Source organism: Clostridium sp. N3C, assembly GCF_900095445.1.
In the GTDB taxonomy this organism is placed as follows: Bacteria; Bacillota; Clostridia; order Clostridiales; family Clostridiaceae; genus Clostridium_AU.
In genome coordinates this window covers 1-19,926 of the sequence record NZ_FMJL01000002.1, presented here as the reverse complement: position 1 = coordinate 19,926, position 19,926 = coordinate 1, and the positions used below count along the sequence as shown (strand labels likewise).

26 protein-coding genes are annotated in these 19,926 nt (G+C 31.0%); all 26 read right to left on the bottom strand.

Translation table 11 applies throughout. From position 1 onward, the window contains the following. Nucleotides 1–36: 36 nt before the first annotated feature. Entirely contained in the window at nucleotides 37–1,263 is a 1,227-nt protein-coding gene (gene spoIVB / locus N3C_RS00840) for a SpoIVB peptidase (protein WP_074364171.1), read from the bottom strand. A 320-nt stretch (nucleotides 1,264–1,583) separates the two neighbouring features. Then, on the bottom strand, nucleotides 1,584–3,308 hold the full coding sequence (recN, locus tag N3C_RS00835; protein ID WP_074364170.1) for a DNA repair protein RecN: 1,725 nt from the start codon (nucleotides 3,306–3,308) through the stop codon (nucleotides 1,584–1,586). 57 nt (nucleotides 3,309–3,365) lie between these two features. Beyond that, nucleotides 3,366–3,821 (bottom strand): arginine repressor, encoded by a 456-nt coding sequence (locus N3C_RS00830; protein WP_074364169.1) that lies wholly within the window; start codon nucleotides 3,819–3,821, stop codon nucleotides 3,366–3,368. A gap of 3 nt (nucleotides 3,822–3,824) precedes the next feature. Beyond that, a complete protein-coding gene (locus tag N3C_RS00825) occupies nucleotides 3,825–4,679 on the bottom strand; it encodes an NAD(+)/NADH kinase (protein WP_074364168.1) in 855 nt (284 codons plus the stop codon). Between the two features lie 47 nt (nucleotides 4,680–4,726). Continuing rightward, nucleotides 4,727–5,539 carry a TlyA family RNA methyltransferase gene (locus N3C_RS00820; RefSeq protein ID WP_074364167.1) on the bottom strand — a complete coding sequence of 271 codons (813 nt, stop codon included), beginning with the start codon at nucleotides 5,537–5,539 and terminating at the stop codon, nucleotides 4,727–4,729. Next, nucleotides 5,526–7,412 (bottom strand): 1-deoxy-D-xylulose-5-phosphate synthase, encoded by a 1,887-nt coding sequence (gene dxs, locus N3C_RS00815; protein WP_074364166.1) that lies wholly within the window; start codon nucleotides 7,410–7,412, stop codon nucleotides 5,526–5,528. The genes N3C_RS00820 and dxs overlap by 14 nt, the downstream gene beginning before the upstream one ends. Nucleotides 7,413–7,475: 63 nt before the next feature. Continuing rightward, nucleotides 7,476–8,354, bottom strand: coding sequence for a polyprenyl synthetase family protein (locus N3C_RS00810; protein WP_074364165.1), 879 nt, complete (start codon nucleotides 8,352–8,354; stop codon nucleotides 7,476–7,478). After that, entirely contained in the window at nucleotides 8,351–8,575 is a 225-nt protein-coding gene (locus N3C_RS00805; RefSeq protein WP_074364164.1) for an exodeoxyribonuclease VII small subunit, read from the bottom strand. Before N3C_RS00805 ends, N3C_RS00810 begins: the two co-directional genes overlap by 4 nt. Nucleotides 8,576–8,577: 2 nt before the next feature. Beyond that, nucleotides 8,578–9,780 (bottom strand): exodeoxyribonuclease VII large subunit, encoded by a 1,203-nt coding sequence (gene xseA / locus N3C_RS00800; RefSeq protein ID WP_074364163.1) that lies wholly within the window; start codon nucleotides 9,778–9,780, stop codon nucleotides 8,578–8,580. Then, a complete protein-coding gene (locus N3C_RS00795) occupies nucleotides 9,770–10,618 on the bottom strand; it encodes a tetrahydrofolate dehydrogenase/cyclohydrolase catalytic domain-containing protein (protein WP_074364162.1) in 849 nt (282 codons plus the stop codon). The genes xseA and N3C_RS00795 overlap by 11 nt, the downstream gene beginning before the upstream one ends. A gap of 13 nt (nucleotides 10,619–10,631) precedes the next feature. Further along, a complete protein-coding gene (gene nusB / locus N3C_RS00790; protein WP_074364161.1) occupies nucleotides 10,632–11,045 on the bottom strand; it encodes a transcription antitermination factor NusB in 414 nt (137 codons plus the stop codon). 138 nt (nucleotides 11,046–11,183) lie between these two features. Then, nucleotides 11,184–11,576: an Asp23/Gls24 family envelope stress response protein gene (locus tag N3C_RS00785; protein WP_074364160.1), complete on the bottom strand. Its 393-nt coding sequence runs from the start codon at nucleotides 11,574–11,576 to the stop codon at nucleotides 11,184–11,186. 78 nt (nucleotides 11,577–11,654) lie between these two features. Then, entirely contained in the window at nucleotides 11,655–12,203 is a 549-nt protein-coding gene (locus N3C_RS00780) for a SpoIIIAH-like family protein (protein ID WP_074364159.1), read from the bottom strand. Between the two features lie 47 nt (nucleotides 12,204–12,250). Then, complete coding sequence (gene spoIIIAG, locus N3C_RS00775; RefSeq protein ID WP_083604375.1) at nucleotides 12,251–12,844, bottom strand: stage III sporulation protein AG; 594 nt, start codon at nucleotides 12,842–12,844, stop codon at nucleotides 12,251–12,253. A gap of 34 nt (nucleotides 12,845–12,878) precedes the next feature. Next, nucleotides 12,879–13,466: a stage III sporulation protein AF gene (gene spoIIIAF / locus N3C_RS00770; RefSeq protein WP_074364158.1), complete on the bottom strand. Its 588-nt coding sequence runs from the start codon at nucleotides 13,464–13,466 to the stop codon at nucleotides 12,879–12,881. Nucleotides 13,467–13,503: 37 nt separating this feature from the next. Beyond that, nucleotides 13,504–14,655, bottom strand: coding sequence for a stage III sporulation protein AE (gene spoIIIAE, locus N3C_RS00765; RefSeq protein ID WP_074364157.1), 1,152 nt, complete (start codon nucleotides 14,653–14,655; stop codon nucleotides 13,504–13,506). An 8-nt stretch (nucleotides 14,656–14,663) separates the two neighbouring features. Further along, nucleotides 14,664–15,047, bottom strand: a complete 384-nt coding sequence (gene spoIIIAD / locus N3C_RS00760; protein ID WP_074364156.1) for a stage III sporulation protein AD — start codon at nucleotides 15,045–15,047, stop codon at nucleotides 14,664–14,666. Nucleotides 15,048–15,055: 8 nt separating this feature from the next. After that, a complete protein-coding gene (spoIIIAC, locus tag N3C_RS00755; protein ID WP_074364155.1) occupies nucleotides 15,056–15,253 on the bottom strand; it encodes a stage III sporulation protein AC in 198 nt (65 codons plus the stop codon). A 15-nt stretch (nucleotides 15,254–15,268) separates the two neighbouring features. Next, nucleotides 15,269–15,787, bottom strand: a complete 519-nt coding sequence (gene spoIIIAB, locus N3C_RS00750) for a stage III sporulation protein SpoIIIAB (protein WP_074364154.1) — start codon at nucleotides 15,785–15,787, stop codon at nucleotides 15,269–15,271. Further along, nucleotides 15,780–16,706 carry a stage III sporulation protein AA gene (gene spoIIIAA, locus N3C_RS00745; protein ID WP_178377750.1) on the bottom strand — a complete coding sequence of 309 codons (927 nt, stop codon included), beginning with the start codon at nucleotides 16,704–16,706 and terminating at the stop codon, nucleotides 15,780–15,782. Before spoIIIAA ends, spoIIIAB begins: the two co-directional genes overlap by 8 nt. 148 nt (nucleotides 16,707–16,854) lie before the next feature. Continuing rightward, a complete protein-coding gene (locus tag N3C_RS00740) occupies nucleotides 16,855–17,217 on the bottom strand; it encodes a CD1247 N-terminal domain-containing protein (protein ID WP_074364152.1) in 363 nt (120 codons plus the stop codon). Between the two features lie 36 nt (nucleotides 17,218–17,253). Next, the gene (efp, locus tag N3C_RS00735) at nucleotides 17,254–17,811 is read right to left on the bottom strand and encodes an elongation factor P (RefSeq protein ID WP_074364151.1); all 558 of its coding nucleotides are present in this window, start codon (nucleotides 17,809–17,811) and stop codon (nucleotides 17,254–17,256) included. A gap of 150 nt (nucleotides 17,812–17,961) precedes the next feature. After that, a complete protein-coding gene (locus tag N3C_RS00730) occupies nucleotides 17,962–18,369 on the bottom strand; it encodes a hypothetical protein (protein ID WP_074364150.1) in 408 nt (135 codons plus the stop codon). Next, nucleotides 18,366–18,836, bottom strand: a complete 471-nt coding sequence (locus N3C_RS00725; RefSeq protein ID WP_074364149.1) for a hypothetical protein — start codon at nucleotides 18,834–18,836, stop codon at nucleotides 18,366–18,368. Before N3C_RS00725 ends, N3C_RS00730 begins: the two co-directional genes overlap by 4 nt. Then, entirely contained in the window at nucleotides 18,836–19,525 is a 690-nt protein-coding gene (locus N3C_RS00720) for a hypothetical protein (protein WP_074364148.1), read from the bottom strand. The genes N3C_RS00725 and N3C_RS00720 overlap by 1 nt, the downstream gene beginning before the upstream one ends. Further along, on the bottom strand, nucleotides 19,515–19,926 hold a 412-nt coding region (locus N3C_RS14930), incomplete at its 5' end, for a hypothetical protein (RefSeq protein WP_074364147.1). The genes N3C_RS14930 and N3C_RS00720, both read right to left, overlap by 11 nt.

Genomic DNA, 19,926 nt, shown 5'->3' with positions numbered 1-19,926 from the left:
TTAAAAAAGCCGTCTTTTTCAAGACAGCTTTCATGTTTATTCCAATATTTTGGAATCCTTTAGCATCCATTCAATATAAATTCCATATCCTATATCTGGCTTATTAATTAAAACATGCGTTACCGCTCCAACTATTTTATTATTTTGTATAATAGGACTACCACTCATTCCTTGTACAATGCCACCAGTTTTATCTAAAAGTTCTGGATCTGTAACCTTTATAATCATACTTTTAGGACCGGGTTTATCTTGACTTAATAATTTCTCAATTTTAATATCGTAATATTTAGGACCGCTTTCATCTAAGGTTGTAATTATTTGAGCATCTCCTTCTTTTATTTCATCTCTTAATGCTATTTTCATAGGTTTTACCTTATGATTCTTTATTATACTTTTATCTGCTTTTCCAAATATACCACACTCAGTATTATCTGTCACCTTCCCAATACTCTTATCTTCATCGATAAATATTCCCTTTAATTCACCAGGATTTCCTTTGCTTCCTTTTCTAATATTTATTATAGCTGAAGAAACTAGTTCTCCCTTATCCACTTTTAATATGCTGCCGGTATCCACATCAGTTATTGGATGTCCTAAAGCTGCAAAACTACCTGTTTTACTATCATAGAATGTTAATGTACCAACGCCTGCGGTAGAATCTCGAACCCATAATCCTACTTTATACTTATTTTCTTTAGAGGACTTCACCGGTTTAACTAATTTTGTTAAAGTGTGTCCTTTTCTTTCTAATTCTATTTTTATTTCTTTTCCTCCACAATTATTAATAGTTTCTGATAACATTTCTGCACTTTTTATGTTTTTTCCATCTACAGATAAGATACTATCACCTACCATTATACCACTTTGTGCTGCAGGACTGGATACTTTTTTATTATCCACTTCTATATCACTTAGTGCAACTACTAATACACCCTTTGTGTTTAATTTTACTCCTATACTGGTACCGCCAGGATATAAACTAATATCTGGTACTCTTTTTACATTAACGGATTTTACCGGAAATAACCCTAGGAATTTTACATTAATTTTATATTCATTTTTCGCTTCTTTGTCATTATCTATAGAAAGGGTGGGGATATTTTCTTTTTCATGTATTTGGAAGACATAATTGGATTTTACATCCTCCTTCATACGAATAAATATGGTATCTGGAATATCTTTTATAGAAAAAATAAAAGCTAACAATAATACTGTTACAGGAGTTAAAATATACATTAGTTTTTTCAAATTTTTCCCATACATTATTTTAACCTCCTTTTTCTTTAAGCTATTGATATCATCAAATCTATGATATTATTTATTATCTTGTAAGTCCTTTTCTCTGTCTTTGAATTTAAGTTTCCCGATTTAGAATTTAGTTATGCTATAATATCTCTTCATCCAAATCCAAAACTTTAATTTGATTGCACAAAAATCTTTAACATTAATCTCATTTTATTACATAAAGAAAACAAAAAAAGAATAAAATCATAGTAAAAAGAACTATGACTTTATTCTTTCAAATATCTATTAAATTATGTATAAATTCAATTAGTTATACAGGACTTTCTTGTTTTTTTATATTAAACTGCAGAATTCTCAAGTTTTAATGAACTTGATATAACTTTTTTCAATTCATTTGCCATTTCTACCAGTTGTTTCGAATTATTAATAGTTATTTCTGTTACTTCTATTCCACCAATCATACGGCTAATTTCTTCAATCTTTTCATCTATTGTAAGCTTTTTCACATTAGTATAGGTCTTATTGTCAATCACTTCTTTATAAACTCTATAATGCACATCAGACATAGTAGCTATCTGTGGTAAATGAGAAATACAGAAAACCTGATGCGTACAGGAAATTAAGTACATCTTTTCCGCTACCTTTTGAGCAATAACGCCACTAATACCAGTATCAATTTCATCAAATATTACTGTAGGTATCATATCTCTATCGATAAATACGGTTTTCAAAGATAGCATTATTCTAGACAATTCTCCACCGGAGGCGATTTTATCTAGCGGCTTTAATGGTTCACCAGGATTAGTAGAAATAAGAAATTGCACTTTGTCAAAACCATTGTTTTTTAATAGAGATTCCTTGTCCACTTGAATCTTAAAGGTGCTTTTGCCCATTCCTACATCCGTTAATTGTTCTTTGATTTTACCTTCTAGAATCAAGGCATTTTCTTCTCTAATTATGTGTATTTTCTCTGCAATTTCCCTACATTTTTCTTCCACATCTGCTCTTTGCTTAGTTAATTTTTTTATAATTTCATCTTTATTTATTATATCTTCATATTGCTCCTGCAATTTATTTTTATATTCCAAAATACTTTCTATAGTTTCACCATACTTTTTCTTCATTCTTCCTATTTCATAAATCCTACTATTTATCTCCGCCAATTCATCGGCGTCATAATAGTAACTATCCTTTATAGAACGTAGTTCATTTATATTCTGCTCTATAATAAAATAGGCTTCTTCCAAACTATCTCCAATGGTTTTAGCTACTTTTACTTTATCCTCAATATTTCTTAAATCTTTAATTATAGCATCAAGCATATCGTATACAGATAGACTTGTTTCTATTCCGTTATATAACATCTCGTAGCTCTTGTTTAAAACTCCACTAATTTTCTCCGCATTAGTTAATACTAAGGCTCTTTCTTCTAGTTCTTTATCTTCTCCTATCTTTAATTTAGCCTTATCAATTTCCTCCAGCTGAAATTGAAGATAGCTAATTACTTTTTCACTTTCGCCTGAATCACCTTTGAGTTTTTCAATTTTACTATCTATTTCGCTAAGCATATGGAAATATTTTTTATACTCATCAATTATTTCTGTAATCTTGTCTCCACAGTAACAATCTAAATAATAAATATGAGTGTTAGAACTTAGCAAATTTACATTTTCATGTTGTCCATGAATATCGATTAGGGTTTCAGCTATAGATCTTAGAGCACTTAAAATAATGGACTTTCCATTTACTTTAATTATGCTTCGTCCTGAACTAAAGCTTTCTCTGCTTATAATTAGAATATCATCGTATTCAATTTCCATTTCATCAAGTATATCTTTGGTGTTTTCTGTATCAATACTAAATACAGCCTCTACATAAGTACTTTTTTCACCTGTCCTGATTAAATCCTTATTAAATTTGCTTCCTAATACATAATTAATAGCGTCTATTAAAATAGATTTACCAGCTCCAGTTTCTCCCGTTAGTATATTTAATCCAGAATCAAAATTTAAAGATAATTCCTCGATTAAAGCAAATCTCTTTATATTTATTTGTAGAAGCATTTAAACCCCTCCAAATGCAACATTCTACTATTACCAGTTGCTCTTTTCTATTGTTAGTTACTGATTATTTAGCAATTTTTTTATCTTCTTAACAAGTTCCTGCGCCTTACTTACGCTACGAACAACTACAAAAATAGTATTATCTCCAGCTATAGTACCGGCAATTTCGTCAAAGTTTAGTGAATCAATTGCTTCTGCTGCTGCTGAAGCAGATCCAGTAATAGTTTTAATAATTACCATATTTTCAACGTTTTCAACATACAACACTGTTTGTGAAAAAATATTTACCAATTTATTAGATAAGAAATTTTGCTCTGGTGTTGTAGTTACATACTTATACTTACCACTGTTGGATAAAACCTTTATTAATTTCAATTCTTTAATATCTCTAGATACAGTAGCTTGAGTAACATCCATTCCGCATCTTTTTAACTCTTCTGCTAATTCTTCTTGAGTTTCTATTTCCTTAGAATTTATTATTTCAATGATTTTTGCATGCCGTAAAACCTTCATAATTTACTCTCCCTTGCAATTTATTTCTCGAGTTCTCCAAATAATTTTATCTCTTAACACATTAAAATAATCATAATCATTTAATCGCACTAGTTTACATTTATATCCAGATTGAGTAATTATTATACATACATTTTCATGTAATTTTAAATATTCTTGACCATCTATAGTTAAAAAAGCACTTTCCTTCCAATCCTTTATTGTAACTTCAATTATGGATTTAGGATCTAATATTATAGGTCTTAGCCCCGGTGATTGAGGACAAATTGGAACGATTTCTATAAGGTCTAATGTAGGATATATTATAGGTCCACCGGCAGATAGTGCATAAGCTGTAGAACCGGTAGGAGTTGATACTATTACACCATCTGCACTAAACTCTGCATATAACTTACCATCAACTTTAATTTCATACTTCATCATTCTTGACAAGGCACCTTTAGCAAGAACAATATCATTTAAAGATGTACATTTTTGATGCTTATCACCTTCTATAACCTCGCAATTTAGTAACATTCTTTCTTCAACATTAAAGTTTTGATTTTTTATTTCAATCAAAGCTTTCTCTAAATCTTCCTTTTCAACGCTTGCCAAAAAACCCAAATTTCCGATATTTACCCCAAATATCGGAATATTATAATTGTATAGCATTCTACTCATTCTTATTATTGTTCCATCTCCGCCAAGGGTAATCATCATTTCAATTTTATCTAAAAGACTTTTATCCTTCCCTTCAGCATCCTGAACAACTAGTATTTCACTATCTGGAAACACCTTGCTTACACAAGCTTTTACATCTTTTAAAATTGTACCACTTATATCCTTAGAACTATTTATATTTAATCCTATATACTTCATTATACCTCCTAGAATTCGTCCACTAAAACTCACTTATGAAAAAGACTTTAATCTAAATCATTATGGGATGCTTCAACAATATCATCAATTAAGCTTTCATTTATGTTTATATTTTCATTATCCCCTTTTTTCAAATAGATTAAATACTCAATATTTCCTTCTGGTCCTTTAATAGGAGAATAATCTAAGCCTAAAATATTGAAATTCTCACTAATTGCGAAATTAATCACATTACTTATTACTTCTTTATGTGTGCTTTTTTCTCTAACAACACCTTTTTTTCCAACCTTATCTCTACCTGCTTCAAACTGAGGTTTTATAAGAGCTATTATTTCACCAGATTCCTTTAATAATGCTTTTGCCGCTGGTAAAACTTTACTTAAAGATATAAATGAAACATCTATAGAAGCAAAATCACATAATTCCTGCAAATCTTCTGGTGTTACATATCTTATATTAGTTCTTTCCATAGAAACTACTCTTGGATCTATTCTTAACTTCCATGCAAATTGTCCATATCCCACATCTATTGCATATACTTTTGCCGCTCCATTTTGTAGCATACAATCAGTAAAGCCACCAGTAGATGCACCTATATCCATGCAAGTTTTTCCTTCTAATTGAATATTAAATGATTTTATAGCCTTTTCTAGTTTATATCCACCACGACTTACATAGGGCATAGTATTTCCTTTAAACTCTATAGAATCTTCCTTTTTCACAATATGTCCACATTTAGTTATCTTCATACCATTGACGTAAATATCTCCTGCCATAATGGCTGCTCTAGCCTTTTCCCTAGATGGAAACATTCCTTTTTCAACAAGTAATAAATCTAATCTTTCTTTAGTATTGCTCATCTTTAACTCCTTTTTTAAATCTAGCTAATATACTTTTTGCAATTCCCTTTGGATCTAAACCTAATAACGAATACAATAAGTCAGGATTTCCTTGCTGAATAAATTCATCCTTGTAACCTAAATTTAAAACTTCAATATTGTTATTTTTACTGAATATATAATTTAATACCAATGAACCAAAACCTCCATTGATAACATTATCTTCTACAGTAACAATTTTATAACCTTTTTTGCATAAATCATCTAATAAATTAAAATCTAAAGGCTTTACAGAATAAGCATTAATAACAGAAACCGCTATACCTTCCTCTTCAAGTATTCTAGCAGCTAATATGGCATGACTAACCATTTTACCTACCGCTAGTATAGCTATGTCTCCTCCACTTTTCAACACTTCCCATTTACCTAACTCTATTTTCTCCACCGCTTCTAACTCTAAATCTTGTAAATCTCCACCTCTAGGATATCTTATTGCTATTGGACCATTATAGTCTACAGCCCACCTTAACATACTCCTAAGCTCCTTTGTACACTTAGGAGCCAATACGGTCATATTTGGTATGTGACATAAATAAGATAAATCAAATATACCTTGATGAGTTTCCCCATCCTCTCCTACAATTCCTGCTCTATCAACAGCTAATATCACAGGCAAATTTCCTATACAAACATCATGAACAACTTGATCATAAGCTCTCTGTAAAAATGTTGAGTATACAGCAAATACTGGCTTAGCACCATCCTTAGCCATACCTGCTGCTAAAGTTACAGCATGTTGTTCCGCTATACCTACATCGAAAAATCTATCTTTAAATTTTTTAGCAAACTCTCCTAGTCCTGTACCATCCTTCATTGCTGCAGTAATTGCTATTACCTTATGATTTTTTTCTGCAATCTTAACAAGCTCATCTCCAAAAACCTTGGAATAAGTATTACCGCCAGTAAAGCAAATTTCACCACTATCACAATCAAAAGGACCTACACCATGAAACTTATTAGGATTTTTTTCAGCAAAATCGTATCCTTTTCCTTTTTGAGTGATAGTATGGATAATAACTGGTCCATCAGTATTTTTAGCTAAGGCTAGCACCTTACTTAGTTCTTTAATATTATGTCCATCTATAGGACCTAAATAGGTTAATCCCATTTCCTCAAAAAGCATTCCAGGTACTACAAATTGCTTTATGCTGTCTTTAATCTTATTGATACTATTCACTACACCCTTACCTAAAGGACTTTTAAGCATAGTAGAATTAAACTCATTTTTAAATTTGGTATAACTTGGACCTATTCTTAATTGACTGAGGTAAGTAGATATGCCCCCTACATTTTTAGCAATGGACATCTGGTTGTCATTTAATACTATAATAATTTTTGTTTTTCTATCTCCCACATCATTAAGGGCCTCCATTGCCATACCCCCAGTTAAGGCTCCATCACCAATAACTGCTACTATGCAATAATCTTCTTTTTTCAAATCTCTAACTCTAGCCATACCTAAAGCTGCAGAAATAGATGTACTACTATGTCCTGTTATAAACATATCATAAGGACTTTCCTGCGGTTTAGGAAAGCCACTTAATCCTCCATACTGTCTTAGGGTATCAAAAGCTTCCATTCTACCCGTTAATACTTTATGGACATAGGATTGATGGCCTACATCCCATATTAATCTATCCTTTTTAAAATCGAAAACATTATATAAACTTATCGTTAACTCCACTACTCCTAGATTTGAAGCTAAATGTCCTCCGTTCTTTGATACCTTCTCTATCAAAAATGACCTAATTTCCTTGCTAAGTATTTCTAGTTCACCCAAAGTCATTTTTTGAATTGCAGTAGGTTCATGGAACTTTCCAAGTATTTTATACATTGTCAAATCTTCCTTCTTGTTTTTTAATTTGAAACTCCTTTACACAATCTATAGATAATAGTCTTAATACTCTCTTACTAATAGAAAATCTGTTAGCTTTTTTAATTCTGTAGTGTTTAAGTTTAACTGATCCAATAAGGCTATACATTGAGAAGTTAAATCTCCACATATAATTTTACATTTTTCCAATCCATACTCAGTAACATAAGTGGTTTTATGATTTTCTAAATCGCTGTTTATATTTTTTCCTAAAAGATTAGTATCACCAATAACATCTAAAATATCATCTTTTATTTGAAAGGCTAAGCCTAATTTTTCACCATAATTGGCCAGAATCCTTAATTCTTCCTCAGAGGCCCCCCCCACAAGAGCACCTGCTAAGATGGAAGCTTTTATTAATGCTCCTGTCTTATTTCTATGAATATAATTCAATTGATCAAGATCTATCTTCTTATTCTCACTCAAAATATCAACTACTTGACCGCCTATCATTCCTTCTGATCCACTAGCTTCAAGAATAAGATCCGTTGCTCTCAAAGCTTTTTCTCCATGGCTAATAGCATACTTTACAAGTACGTTTGCAGCCTCATTTAAAAGTGCATCGCCAGCTAAAATAGCCATTCCTTCCCCATAAACCTTGTGACAGGTAGGCTTACCACGCCTTAAATCATCATTATCCATACTAGGTAGATCATCATGTATTAGAGAATAAGTATGAATCATTTCTATGGCAGCAGCCATTTCTATTACATCCTTATAGTTTTCTTTATATAAACCATAACTTAGCATTAAAAGTATTGGTCTTATTCTTTTTCCACCTACGGATAAACTATAAGACATTGCCTCATAAATTAATGAATTATATTGCTTTTTATTTATTTTATCTTCAAAGTAGTCCTTTAGCCACTTGCTAATCTCCTTCTTTAACTCTTCTAATATCATGCTTTCTCCTCACTATCAAAATCTATTTCTTCTCCATTGCTTAAGATCTTTATTTTCCCTTCTGCTTCATTTAATATTTTGTAAAGACTATTACAGGTTTTCATACCCTGTTCATAATATTTAATAGATTCATCTAAAGATAAATCTCCATTTTCCATTTTAGCTATAATATCTTCCAGTTTCAACAATAAATCTTCATAACTTTCCTTTTTCTTCGCCATAGCTATTCTCCTTCAAAAGTAACCTTTGCTTCTATTTTTCCATCCTTTAAAAGAATTTTCAGCTTTTCTTGCTTTTTTAGCACTTCTATACTGCTAATAACATTGTCTTCTTTATCTTGTATAATCGAATATCCTTTATTTAATATATTTAAAGGATTGTAAGCAGCTAACAAAGCATAGTTTTTAGACAATTGCTCCTTTTTTAATTCTAAATTTAGTTTCATATGATGAGACAATCTATTTTTCAAGTTGTCTATATAATTATAAGAATTTACTATTTCATTAATAGGGCTGATTAATCTTAGCCTATTTTTCAATCTTTCCAAAGTATTACTTTTATTATTAATTGTATTATATATATTATTCTGCAACAAGGACCTAAGTACTCCTATTCTTTCTTCTACTTCTACTAAAGAAGGTACTGCAATTTCTGCTGCAGCTGATGGAGTTGGAGCTCTTCGGTCACTTACAAAATCAATTATTGTAAAATCCGTTTCATGACCTACTCCTGATATTATAGGTTTCTTCGAATTATATACGGCATAAGCTAATTCTTCGTCATTAAAACTCCATAATTCTTCTATGGAGCCACCACCTCTTGCAATTATTATGGTATCAATATCCTCTATGCTGTTTAAATATTCTATGCCCTTTATTATTTCTTTACTAGCTTCCTTACCTTGCACTAAGGAAGGATATATTAATATATTGCAATTTTTATTTCTTCTTTTAGAAACATTAATTATATCTCTTATAGCTGCTCCAGTAGGTGAAGTTATTACACCTATCCTTCTAGGATAAAGAGGGATAGGTTTCTTTCTACTCTCATCAAATAGACCCTCTTTTTCCAATTTTTCCTTCAGATTTAAGAAGGCAACATATAAATCTCCTATACCTATCTGCTCCATTTTATCACAATAAAGCTGATAACTTCCTTCCTTAAGATATAGAGAAACTCGTCCTGTTACCTCTACATCCATACCATTTTCCGGTATGAACTTTAGATTTTCTACCTGGGTCCTAAACATCACCCCATTAATTTTTCCAAACTCATCCTTCAAGCTAAAATAGATATGGCCACTATTATGTATCTTAAAATTGGAAATTTCTCCTTTAACACGAACATTGTTCAATATGTAATCATTATCCATAACTTTTTTAATATAATTATTAAGAGCGCTAACTGTTAATACTTTAATATACATTTCTTTTATACGCCTCACATACATTATTTATAAGCATTGTTGTAGTCAATGATCCTACTCCACCGGGTACCGGAGTTACAAAGGCTGCTTTTTCTATTACATTATCATACTGTACATCTCCAGTAATTTTTTCATTTACTGAACTTGTACCTACATCTATTACTATGGCTCCTTTTTTTACAAACTCTTCATTTATAAATCCAGGTCTTCCTATAGCAGAAATCAAAATATCTGCTTCTCTACATATCTCCTTCAAATTAATAGTCTTTGAATGACATATTGTAACGGTGCAATTTTCATTAAGCAATAACTGAGCAGTAGGCTTTCCAACTATGTTGCTTCTTCCTATAACTACAGCCCTTTTTCCTGTAAGATCTATACCAGTACTTTTAATTAAATTTATTACACTTAAGGGCGTGCAAGGTGCAAAACTAGCTTCCCCCTTATAAAATTTTCCATTATTAATGTCCGTTAAGCAATCTATATCTTTCTTATAGGAAATTAATGAAGTCACCTTTTTCTCATCAATGTGCTTAGGTAAAGGAAGAAAGAGCATAATACCATCAACATTTCCATCATTATTAAGCTTAGTAATTTGTGTACAAAGCTCCTCTTCCTCTATGCTTTCCTTCTTAATATGTACCTCTACATGTACACCCAATTCTGAACACAATTTTTTAACATTATTCAAATAATAGTGTGATCCTCCATCTTCCCCAACTATAATTGCTGCAATACACGGTATTCTCTTACCTTCTTTTAAAAGAGAATCTGTAAAAGCTTTAATTCTCTCTTTATATGTAGCGGCCACTGCTTTTCCGTTAATGCTTACCCCCATGGAAAAACCTCCTCTAAATCTCACTATCACTATTTGCTATTCTATCCAATACCCCATTAACAAAAGCTATAGATTTATCCTCTGAGTACTTTTTAGCAATCTCTATAGCCTCATTAATATAAACTGCCGCAGGAGTTTCCTTATCCGTTAATATTTCGTAAATACTGCATCTTAAGATAGCTAAATTAATCTTTGATATTCTGTTCATCTTCCAATTTATCAAATGCCTTTCAATTATGTCATCTATCTTACCAATGTTATTACTTACTCCTGCAACTATGGATCTAACATATTCCATATCAATTTCATCAACATTTCCTTCGTACTCTTCAAAGTAATTTTCTATAGCCTCTTCGAAAGTATATTTATTAATTGACATTTGATATATCAATTTTACCGCTTCTTCTCTTGATAATCTTCTATTCACAACAGTATCCTCCATAATATTTAATCTTATTCTATTATCAACTATATCTCAAAAAAAATATACACTAATTTATAAAAATAATAAAGAGTTATAAAAAAACATGGAAAAACCCTCTGAATCAAAACAGAGGGTATCCCTTTATTCTTCGATTAAGTCTTTATCGTTCTCATTCTTTGGAACAATAACATTTTGTACATATATGTTAACTGCAGATACCTTTAAACCTGTCATTGTCTCTACTGTCTTTTTCACATTGTCTTGAACAACTTTTGCAATTTCAGGTATCTTTACTCCATATTCAACTCCCACAACTATATCTATGGAAGCGCTATCTTCTGCTACAGTAACCTTAACACCTTTTGAAGGGTTCTTTTTGCCACCTAAAATTTGAGTTATTCCTCCAGCTAAGCCTGTGCTCATGCCAGTTATACCCTTTACCTCTGCTGCTGCTAAACCTGCTATAACACTTACTACGTCATCAGAAATTTTCACTATTCCCATATTTACTGAAGTATTTGTATTTTCATCCATAACTGCTCCTCCTTAACTCGCCTAAGGCTATTTCAATCTTATGTATATTATATCAAAGGTAATAATATTTTACAAATATTATTGTCTTAATTCAACTTCAACATCACTAATTTTTGCAACACTTTGCACCACATCTCTTATAACTTTAGTTTCGTTTTCTGAAAGTTCTTCCTTATCTGTCTTTAGAATAATCCTTGCTTTAGTGTAATCATTTTCTAAATAACATATTGCATCTTCATATCCTTTTCCTTTTAAATGCTGTGCTATTTTATTCTCTTGATCTTGTGCCACTACCATTTTTGAATATTTCTCTGCAGCAACAGCCTTTTGCTCATCTGATAAACTTTTATCATCCACTACAGCCTTTAAATTAGCTAGTGATTGTTGATCTGTTTGTTCTTTCTGTGCATGAGCAGTAGCAAAATAACTATTAGATTTTGAGCTGGAGTTAGTTTCATTTGCTTTCTTTGTATTAGTATTCTCATTACCGAAAGTTAAAATTCCACCTTCTTCATTAAACCCATTTCCAGCCACCTCTAAAGGTCCATTAACCTTTGTTGCCAGTATTCCAGCACATACGATTAATGCTAAAAGTGTAACAATTATCCCCGCTTGTTTTTTGTTCATTCTAATGCCTCCCATCAATATTACTATTCAATTATATGTATATGCAATTAATTCATGGCAAATACCTGTATCTTATAATTTGGAATTCCAAACAAACTAGATACAGCTAATATTACATCTTTCCTTATTTGTTCATCTTCTGCACCTTCAGCCACTATAATAACACCTTCAACCTTTGGGCTTATTTTCTTTAGCATTACTGGCTTAGTAGTATTGCCATCACTAGAAACAACTATTTTGGTTCCATCGGTATCTTGAGTAATCTTTCTTTCACCTCCTTCATTATCTTTTTCATTAGTAACACTGGTGCTAGTGCTTTTTTCTTCTGCTGGTACATATTCTTCACTGCATTGAAAATTTATCATCAAGTCCACTTTCCCAATTCCTTTGATTTTGGATAAGGTGGACTTTAACTCTTGTTTTAGTTTTTCCTCTGTAGCTGACAATTGCAATTCATCACTGCTACTGGTTTTAGTATCTTCAAGATCTGTGGCAGTGCTAACTGCAGCCGTAGGCTGTCCCTTGAAAAAATTAGACACAATAACTAAAAGTATCCCTATTAGGAAAAGTACAATGAGATTATACATGTTTTTCTTAGACATCAGTTTATTTATGTACTCCAGCAATTTATTTGAGTTCACTTTTATCTCCTCCTATTTAATTAATAAATTAAGTTCATTCCTTATCTAGCCTGTACACTGTTATCTTATCCTCTGTAAGATCCAATAAGTTGCTTAAATAACTTTTAAGCTCCATACCGGATTGGCTGTAATCTAAACTTTCTTTTACACTATTAGTACTTGTACTAATATCAATTTTCTCTATTTTTTTAACGGATCCGTTATTAATTCCTACTGATAGGTTTTTAATAACATACTGATCGTTTTCCGAATCATATTCCACTTCAGCTTCTACTTCGCTTACATACTTAGGATATTTTTCTTTTAGTTTTTCCTCACAGGTTTTTTCTAGATTCATTTTGAATACTTGCAAAGTCTCCTGAATATTCTTTTCTCTTAAGTCACTATTATCCTGTGGATATTGTTCTATTAGATTTGAATAGGTGTTATCTATAAAAGTAGTTATTTCAGAGCCTTGATTCAGAAACTTAACCAAGGGATTTAAAATTACCGTCATAAGAATTAATCCAAGAACAAATTTACAATACTTCTTTAAATTATTATCAGGAAGTATCATTTCTACAGCGGTTATAAAGAACACTGTAGTACAAACATTGATTATCCATGTCCTTAGTGCTTCCAACCTATCTCACCTATTTCCTTGTTAATCAATCTCTCCATCATCCCATCACTACCTTTCCAGCTGATGCTAATATGGAAATCATTATAAAGAAAATTACAGAAACTGAAACTAAACAAGAAGCTATTAGTATCAAAGAGTCTCCAGCGTTAGTAACGCAATTCACAAACTTCTTGTCGCTAATGGGTTCTATCATAGCAGCAGTAAATTTATACATCATAGCTAAAATAAAAACTTTTAAAATTGGCAATGCCATAATCAAGATAATAATTATTAAACCAAGGGCAGAAAGTGAATTTTTTAATAGGATTGAGTATCCCGCTACAGAAGAAATAGCATCTGATAAACACTTTCCTACTATAGGCACGAAGTTATCTACCGCAAACTTTGCTGTTTTTACAGTAACCTGATCAATAGTTGTTGCAGTAATTCCTCTAATGGTTAAAATGGCAATAAATATGGTCATGATTATTCCTTGTATCCACAGAGCCCATTGATTGATTAACTTTGTAAGCTTACTGATCTTATAATCATCAGATATATTATTTACAAACTGCATTATGAATCCTATTAGTATTAAAGGTATTATTACTGTGGCATATATCCTTGCAGCGATAATAACTCCTGACACAATTATTGGATTCATAACAGCTGCTTCTGTAACCCCTCCCACACTAGCCACCAGCATTATAAGTACCGGCACTAACGCTGTCATAAAATCTGTCATCTGCTGAATTGTTTCCTTTGCTAAATTTAAGCCTACAATAAAACTATTAGAAACTACGATAATAAGTACAGAGTAACAAGCAAAATATGCTATATTAGACAATCCTTCCTTACTAAAGGCTGTCTGAAGATTATGAAGTAAGGCAGCCACTACGGCAATTACCACCACTATTATCATTAATTTTGAAGATGCTGCCAGCTCTTTGAATAAATATGTAAGTAACACCTTATATATATCCTCATTTGATATTCCACCGTCTCCTGTCTGAATAAAACTATCTACAAACTCCCTAACATCCAAGTCATTTAAAATTTCATACTTGCTCTTCATGTTGCTTATGTAATTATATAAGCTTTCTATTTTCTCTTCCTCATTTATACTTATTCCTTGCCCCTCTTGTGCCAAAACTTTTATAGGAACCATAAGAATAAATATAAAGATTAGCATTAATATTACTTTTTTCATTTTTTCACCTACAGTATCTTTAGAATTGATTGTAATACTGCCATGAGAATTGGTATGGCCAGTACTAAAATCAGTATTTTACCTGAAAACTCTACTTTTGAAGCTAAACTATTTTCTCCAGCATCCCTGCATATTTCACTGCAAAAGGAAGCTAAATAAGCAATGCCTAAGATTTTTAAAACTGTATTCAAGTAAATAAAATCTATATTAGCCTTTAAAGATAGCTGTTCTAAGAATTGAAGCACTGCAGTAATTTTCGATAACATGAAAAGGAATATTGATAATCCTGCCACTATACTTATTTGAACTGCTATATCGCTTCTTCGATCTTTAAATATCAGAACAATAAATAAGGCTATAAAGGCAAAAGCTACTATTTTTACGATTTCCATGTTATCACCTACAATTGGAACATGACTTTTACGTCATTGAATAGCTTTGCTATTAAGCTAATTACCATCATTAAAATAATTACTATACCTGCTAAATTAGTAATGGCAGCAATATCATCCTTTCCATTACTCTTTAACACCTTATCTAAGACAATCAACACTACTCCAGTAGCACCTATTCTAAACAATAAAGAAACATCTAACATCCCACCATACCTCCATTAAACTAGTAAAATAGCTACAGCGGCACCTAAGGAAAATCCTAAATACCTATACATTTTAACGTTCTTGTCCACATTCGCTTCTATGGACTGTATCCTCGTTTTTAGATTATGTTCTGCTAGATTAAAAACCTTTCTATGTCCTTCTAAATCAGACTCTCCTAAAGCCTTTGCTAAATCTAGTAATATATCCTTATCTTCTTTAGTTACATAAAGCCCCTCAATCTCTCCATTCAATGTCTTATAAAAGGCATCGTAAACGGAGTCTGAGCTATTATCTGTCAGTAAATTTGACACCTTCTTAAATAAAGTATTTATTGGATACTTACTCTTAAATGACACACTAAGGCAGGCTTCTGGCAAAGCTGTTCTCGTAAAAAAAATTTCATTTTCCAGTTGAATTAGAGCTCCTTCTAATTCTTTTAGTTGTAAAAGCCTTCTTCTAGCAAACTCTGCAAACATAAAACCTATAAAGGTAGAGGCCCCTATCATTAATACAGCTCCAAATATTTTAATCATATTGCTTCCTCCAAATATAATCTGATTTATTGAAATCATAAATGGCTTCAAGAGTACCTACACCTTTTCTATTACTGAGTATCACAGCTCTTCTAAAAACATGATTATTAATTAAATCTTTAAATACTACTCTGTTATGAAAATCCTCCAATCCATTACCATGAATAGTTGTAATTAAATTTACTCCACAACTCAAAGCAGATAAAATACTTTCCATATCTCTATATGTACCAATCTCATCACAAACAATAACTTCCGGTGACATACTTCTAATAGCCATCATTATCCCTTCACTTTTTAGGCAATTATCAAACACATCGGTGCGAATACCTACATTCATCTGTGGTATGCCATCACAACAAGCAGCCAACTCACTTCTTTCATCAATTATGCATACCTTTTTACCACTGAATTTGTATGTTCTCATACCTGTGGATATATTTCGTGCTATATCTCTAAGTATGGTCGTTTTCCCACATTTAGGAGGAGAAATAATAATAGTATTTAATACTTGATTTTCTTCTATGAGAAAAGACATAAGCTTATCTGAGCAACCTACTATTTCCCTTGATACTCTAATATTTATCGATCCAATATTTTTTATTGTTTTAATTCTATTATCTTCAATAACGCACTTGCCGCAAATTCCTACTCTATGCCCTCCCTTTATGGTTATAAAACCTTGTTTTATTTCCTCCTCAAAGGCATATAAAGAATAGTTGCTTATCCTTTGCATTACCGTCTTTAGATCCTCTTGTGTAGCATCATAGCTTAAAATTTTTTCCTCATTATCTACACAGAGGATGATTGGACGATTTATTTTCATTCTTATTTCCTGAAGCTTATTTAAATTTTTCACAGTGATTACAACACTCTGAATTTTCTGCGGTAGTATACTTAAAATATCATTGGTATCCATATTTTTCATCTTACTCTAAACACTAAGTTTTAGAGTAATGTTTCACCTCCCTTCATACTAATTTTTATTTACTAGACAGGTAAATTATTACAAACAAAAAAGAAAATCCTTAAGTATTTTTACTTAAGGATTTTCTTAAAGCTATAAATTAGTCATTTAAAGTTAACGTTGAGTCACTCATTAAATTATAAGTACAGTTAGGACATTCTATTTGTTCTTTGTTATTCACAATTGACTTATCTATGTATATTGTTTCTCCACATCGGTGACATAGAAACTCTACGAAGTCTTCCTCATCAAAATTAGCCTCTGAATCTTCATAGTATATATCATCACCAATATACATTTCAAGCTCTTCCTGTCTTAAATCTATTTCATCAATTTTGTCAGCCATTTCCTCCATTAGGCTTAACATAGCTGACAAAACCTTTCCTTCCTTTGTATCTAAATCAATTGCGAGCCCATCCATCATTCCACGAATGTAAGCTACTTTTGCTTTTATCGTGTCCATAAAACACACCTCATATTAGTGCATAAGTCAAAAGCCTTATACTCTTTCCATGTATTCACCAGTTCTTGTATCTATTCTTATGATATCTCCTTCATTAACGAACAATGGAACATTAACTGTTGCTCCTGTTTCTACTTTTGCAGGCTTAAGTGTATTTGTTGCAGTATTTCCTTTAAATCCAGGTTCAGTTTCAACTACCTGAAGTTCTACAAAGTTTGGAGCTTCTACAGAGAAAGCTTCTCCCTTATAGAACTTGATAATAGCAAACATGTTTTCCTTCAAATATTTAATAGCCTCTTCAACCTTTTCATAGTTTAAAGGAATTTGCTCGAAAGTTTCCTGATCCATGAAATAATATAATTCACCATCAGAATACAAGTATTGCATTTCTTTTCTTTCAATTACAGCTTCCTGCATTTTTTCTGTTGGGTTAAAAGTTCTATCAGTAACTCCACCTGAAATAACATTTCTAAGCTTAGTTCTAACAAAAGCAGCACCCTTACCTGGCTTTACATGCAAAAAGTCAACAACTGTATACACTTGTCCATCTAACTCAAAAGTGGTTCCTTTTCTTAAATCTCCTGCTGAAATCATTCAGTATCCCTCCAAATATTAAATTCGTTAATATTATTACCTTATTAGGTGTATTAATACCATTTAACTCATAATACTACCTTATTATAGTACAAACCAATGATATTTTATCAAAACTTATAGACATTTGCAAATATTATTTTACCAGAGCTATTTTTCAAAGACAAAAGAAAGACAAAGTTTTTTCCTACCCTTATCATCCTCCTGGTAACTCTCTATTTTTTGAAATCCTGCTGAGGACATAAGAACTTTAAATTCTTCTCTCATGTGATCTATAGTACCTGAATAGTTTACTTCCACTTCTAATATTTGCCCCTCCTCCTTAAAAGATAGATTATTCACTTCATATTGTCTATTCTTAGAGTAAAGTAACTCCATTAAACGGTTTATTTTTATAGATTCTTCTACATTCTTTCCCATTGTTTTGTAGGAAGTTTCATTTATTAATGTGGAAGTTAACTTTTCTTTCTCCCTTTCGGCACATAATATAAGTTTTCCTTGTATTAAAAAAATTATTATAAGCACTATACAAGCAATTGAATATAAAAACTTTTTCATTTACTCTGCCAACTCTCCTTTGCAGCAATATCAAAAGATACTTTATATCCCTCTTCAGTACTCTCTATACTTGAAAGACCTAAAATATAAAATTCTTCTTTTTCCTCTAAGTCTTTTATAATCTCAATACAATTACTTTCTTCCTTTCCTAAAACTTCAACCTTAATCTTTTCTTCCTCATAGAAAAAAGACTTTAACTTAATAGCTTCACCTAAATACTTTTCAAATCTCTCCCTAAGTTCAAAAATATAGGTATAATTACCTTTTTTCTTTGTAACTTTATCCTCTTCTATATTAAAAATAGCTTTGCTCCTAACAGAATCTAATTGATCTTTTTTATATGAAAGTAAAGAAAAAGTAATAAAATTAACGGTAAATAAAATCAACAATATGAATCTATACTTATTCCTTTCTCTCTCCCAAAGAACCTTTTTATAATCCTTCAATATAAAGTTATGTCTTTTCATTAAAACACACCTACATATTTCCTAATTATTTTATTTTCATTTACAGTGCCCATATTCTTAAAGCAATAGTCATTTAGCAATTCCATTAACAAATCTGTTTTTTCGTAATTAAGCATTATGATGGGAAGAATCTTTCCCTCTTTAGTAAGGCAATGATCTGACAGTATTTTATTAATGGAATCAACAACAACAGATATTTCCACTTCATCTCTATTGTATAATAAACTATTTTGCAAAAATCCCTGTTTAGAGTAAATTATATATGTATATTTTTTTGAATCAAACACTAGTATATAATCCTTTACTTTCAAATTTTCTTTCACATAGTAATGATAACAATGTTGAATAAGATACACTCCTACGATCTTATGTTTATCCTTTATACTTTTATATAAAATGTTTTTCTTTGAATTAATACAATACAAAATTATCTTATATTTACTATTTTTCTTGCTGATAATCTCATAACTAAAGGCAAGTTTTCTAATGTCTTCAAAGTTATAAATTAAATTATTACTAATAAGATTATCCATCCATGCCTTTTTAACTGGAGGAATGTATATCCTATCAATGTATATATCTTCATCATAAAAAATAAATTTAATCTTTCCTCTCTTTATCTCCTTTAATTTATCTATAACTGAGTCTATATTATCCTCATGCACCTTTATTATTTTACTAATAACCATAATCATATCTCCCAACCAAATTACTACTTAGTAAATTAAAAACAAGTCTCCCTTCTGACAGATCTAAGTCATAATATTCTACACATTTATAATAAGCATTATAATTATAAGCTAATAATATTTGCTCTTTATCTGAAAGAAACTGTAAGCTCATATCATCAAAGTCCAACTTAAAATCGGAACTATATGTTTTTAAATAGTCAATAACAGTAGCTTTATCCAGGGCAATTCCCTTTTCATTTAAAATCTGATTCAAGTTAGAAAATAACCTTTCTCTTCTATAATCAGTTTCATTTAAATTCTCTAAAGCTTTTCTTCTGTAACTTAGAATCTTTTTTCTTTCTAATTCAAATTTAAAAACCACCAATGAAATAGATAGAAGTAATAATCCTGCTATCATA

Excerpts from the sequence above, each read along its gene's own strand:
- spoIVB (WP_074364171.1), bottom strand. The coding sequence starts at position 1,263 with ATGTATGGGAAAAATTTGAAAAAACTAATGTATATTTTAACTCCTGTA.
- recN (WP_074364170.1), bottom strand. The coding sequence starts at position 3,308 with ATGCTTCTACAAATAAATATAAAGAGATTTGCTTTAATCGAGGAATTA.
- N3C_RS00830 (WP_074364169.1), bottom strand. The coding sequence starts at position 3,821 with ATGAAGGTTTTACGGCATGCAAAAATCATTGAAATAATAAATTCTAAG.
- N3C_RS00825 (WP_074364168.1), bottom strand. The coding sequence starts at position 4,679 with ATGAAGTATATAGGATTAAATATAAATAGTTCTAAGGATATAAGTGGT.
- N3C_RS00820 (WP_074364167.1), bottom strand. The coding sequence starts at position 5,539 with ATGAGCAATACTAAAGAAAGATTAGATTTATTACTTGTTGAAAAAGGA.
- dxs (WP_074364166.1), bottom strand. The coding sequence starts at position 7,412 with ATGTATAAAATACTTGGAAAGTTCCATGAACCTACTGCAATTCAAAAA.
- N3C_RS00810 (WP_074364165.1), bottom strand. The coding sequence starts at position 8,354 with ATGATATTAGAAGAGTTAAAGAAGGAGATTAGCAAGTGGCTAAAGGAC.
- N3C_RS00805 (WP_074364164.1), bottom strand. The coding sequence starts at position 8,575 with ATGGCGAAGAAAAAGGAAAGTTATGAAGATTTATTGTTGAAACTGGAA.
- xseA (WP_074364163.1), bottom strand. The coding sequence starts at position 9,780 with ATGTATATTAAAGTATTAACAGTTAGCGCTCTTAATAATTATATTAAA.
- N3C_RS00795 (WP_074364162.1), bottom strand. The coding sequence starts at position 10,618 with ATGGGGGTAAGCATTAACGGAAAAGCAGTGGCCGCTACATATAAAGAG.
- N3C_RS00785 (WP_074364160.1), bottom strand. The coding sequence starts at position 11,576 with ATGGATGAAAATACAAATACTTCAGTAAATATGGGAATAGTGAAAATT.
- N3C_RS00780 (WP_074364159.1), bottom strand. The coding sequence starts at position 12,203 with ATGAACAAAAAACAAGCGGGGATAATTGTTACACTTTTAGCATTAATC.
- spoIIIAE (WP_074364157.1), bottom strand. The coding sequence starts at position 14,655 with ATGAAAAAAGTAATATTAATGCTAATCTTTATATTTATTCTTATGGTT.
- spoIIIAD (WP_074364156.1), bottom strand. The coding sequence starts at position 15,047 with ATGGAAATCGTAAAAATAGTAGCTTTTGCCTTTATAGCCTTATTTATT.
- spoIIIAC (WP_074364155.1), bottom strand. The coding sequence starts at position 15,253 with ATGTTAGATGTTTCTTTATTGTTTAGAATAGGTGCTACTGGAGTAGTG.
- spoIIIAB (WP_074364154.1), bottom strand. The coding sequence starts at position 15,787 with ATGATTAAAATATTTGGAGCTGTATTAATGATAGGGGCCTCTACCTTT.
- spoIIIAA (WP_178377750.1), bottom strand. The coding sequence starts at position 16,706 with ATGGATACCAATGATATTTTAAGTATACTACCGCAGAAAATTCAGAGT.
- N3C_RS00740 (WP_074364152.1), bottom strand. The coding sequence starts at position 17,217 with ATGGACACGATAAAAGCAAAAGTAGCTTACATTCGTGGAATGATGGAT.
- efp (WP_074364151.1), bottom strand. The coding sequence starts at position 17,811 with ATGATTTCAGCAGGAGATTTAAGAAAAGGAACCACTTTTGAGTTAGAT.
- N3C_RS00730 (WP_074364150.1), bottom strand. The coding sequence starts at position 18,369 with ATGAAAAAGTTTTTATATTCAATTGCTTGTATAGTGCTTATAATAATT.
- N3C_RS00725 (WP_074364149.1), bottom strand. The coding sequence starts at position 18,836 with ATGAAAAGACATAACTTTATATTGAAGGATTATAAAAAGGTTCTTTGG.
- N3C_RS00720 (WP_074364148.1), bottom strand. The coding sequence starts at position 19,525 with ATGGTTATTAGTAAAATAATAAAGGTGCATGAGGATAATATAGACTCA.